General features: G+C 64.1%; 2 protein-coding genes and 1 pseudogene. 1 reads left to right on the top strand and 2 read right to left on the bottom strand.

Annotation, left to right across the window (positions count from 1 at the left end; genetic code table 11):
• Positions 1-210, top strand: a pseudogene (locus tag GCT13_RS47570) (group II intron reverse transcriptase/maturase); the annotation flags it as partial.
• A 100-nt stretch (positions 211-310) separates the two neighbouring features.
• Here GCT13_RS47570 and GCT13_RS47565 read toward each other — a convergent pair.
• Positions 311-1,399: an alcohol dehydrogenase family protein gene (locus GCT13_RS47565; RefSeq protein ID WP_152768423.1), complete on the bottom strand. Its 1,089-nt coding sequence runs from the start codon at positions 1,397-1,399 to the stop codon at positions 311-313.
• A gap of 58 nt (positions 1,400-1,457) precedes the next feature.
• Positions 1,458-1,761: M24 family metallopeptidase (locus GCT13_RS47560; RefSeq protein ID WP_152768422.1), on the bottom strand; the 304-nt coding region annotated here is incomplete at its 5' end.

Here is a 1,761-nt window from a genome sequence, read left to right as displayed (position 1 = left end):
ATGCGTCACCGGTTGCGCGTCATCCAGCTTAAGCAATGGCGCCGCGGGCCGACCATCTACCGGGAGCTACGGGCGCTGGGGGCACCGTCCGCTGTGGCGCACCAGGTGGCGGCGAACAGCCGTCGCTGGTGGCGTAACAGCGGCCAGCTCCTGAATCGCGTGCTGACCCTCGCATACTTCGATCGGCTGGGTGTGCCAAGACTCTCGTAACCTCAACTTCCCGAACCGCCCGGTGCGGACCCGCATGCCGGGTGGTGTGGCAGGGGTACGGCCTCATGGCCGTCCCCTATGCCGATCCTGTGGCCAGGCGTTATGACGCGGCTTTTGCGTAGTGCCTGTCCGGAATCACGACGATGTTGCCCACGAAGCGCTTCGACATGAACTGCGTTTGTGCTTCATGAAACTGCGACAGCGGCCAGGTTGCGGCCAGAATCGGCTTGATCGTGCCGGCCTCGATATAGTCGAGCACGCGTTTGAACGCGCCGCGCGTGCCTTGCGAAGAGCCGTTCAATTGAAGCTGCTTCAGATACATCGTGCGCAAATCGAGTTGCACGACTGGCCCTGCGATCGCGCCCGCCGTGGTGTAGCGTCCTTCCGGACGCAGCACGTTAAGCAGCTTTCCGAACAGCGCACCGCCGACGAGATCGGCCACTACATCGATGGGCCGGCCGCCTGTCATTCGCGCGACGTCCGCGGCGAAGTCCTCGGTGTCGCGAAGCATCGCGCCCTCTGCGCCGAGCTTTAGCACCGCCTCTTCTTTGCCCTTGCTGACGACGGCATAGGGAATCGCTCCGCGCGCGCGGCACAGTTGAATGATGCCGGAGCCGACGCCGCCCGAAGCGCCCGTAATCAGCACCGTTTCGCCGCTCTTGACCGCGGCCCGCTCGATCATCTGTTCGCCCGTGTGGTACGCGCACCAGAACGTCGCGAGTTCGGCATCGGTGTAGTGCGAGTCGACGCGATGCGCGTTCTCTGCGGGCACTGCTGTGTATTCGGCGTAGCCGCCGTCGCGGCCGTGGCCGATGTAGTCGATATCGGCGAGGCTGTCGTCGTCGCGGTTGTAGATCGACGCGTCGACGATCACACGCTCTCGGATGCGGGCATCGCTGACTCCGCGTCCAACTGCAACCACCCGGCCCACGATATCAGCGCCCTGAATGCGCGGGAACGTCAGCGTCGAGCGGCCGCGTCGCCAGGTGGAGACGGCCTGCGGATCGTCGTCCGTGCCATACGCGCCCTGGCGAACCCATACGTCGGTATTGTTGAGTCCGCAAGCAGTGACTTCGAGCAGCACTTCGCCCGCGTTGCAGGCCGGAACGGGCACGTCGTCGCGATAGACAAGCTTGTCGAGTCCGCCGTGAGCGGTCAGCACGATCGCCTTCATTGTCTTTGGAAGCATGGTTCTCCTCTTGCCGTTGACGGATGCGCGGCGCGATTGCGCCGGCATCCGGGCGGCTTTATGGCTTGATGAACAGCTTGCGCGGCGTATTGCAGAACGGCTCGACACCCGACTCCGTAATCAGGATGCTTTCCGTGATTTCGAGTCCCCAGTCGTCGAGCCACAGCCCCGGCATGAAGTGGAACGTCATGCCGGGTTCGAGGACCGTCTTGTCCCCGGGACGCAGGCTCATCGTGCGCTCGCCCCAGTCCGGCGGATAGCTCGCGCCGATCGGATAGCCACAGCGGCTGTTCTTCTCGATGCCCGATTTGCGCAGCACCGCAAAGAACGCATTCGCGATGTCCTCGCAGGTATTGCCCGGC

It is taken from the genome of Paraburkholderia franconis (assembly GCF_009362735.1).
In the GTDB taxonomy this organism is placed as follows: Bacteria; Pseudomonadota; Gammaproteobacteria; order Burkholderiales; family Burkholderiaceae; genus Paraburkholderia; species Paraburkholderia franconis.
This window is presented reverse-complemented; position numbering and strand designations above follow the sequence as displayed.

Excerpts from the sequence above, each read along its gene's own strand:
- GCT13_RS47565 (WP_152768423.1), bottom strand. The coding sequence starts at position 1,399 with ATGCTTCCAAAGACAATGAAGGCGATCGTGCTGACCGCTCACGGCGGA.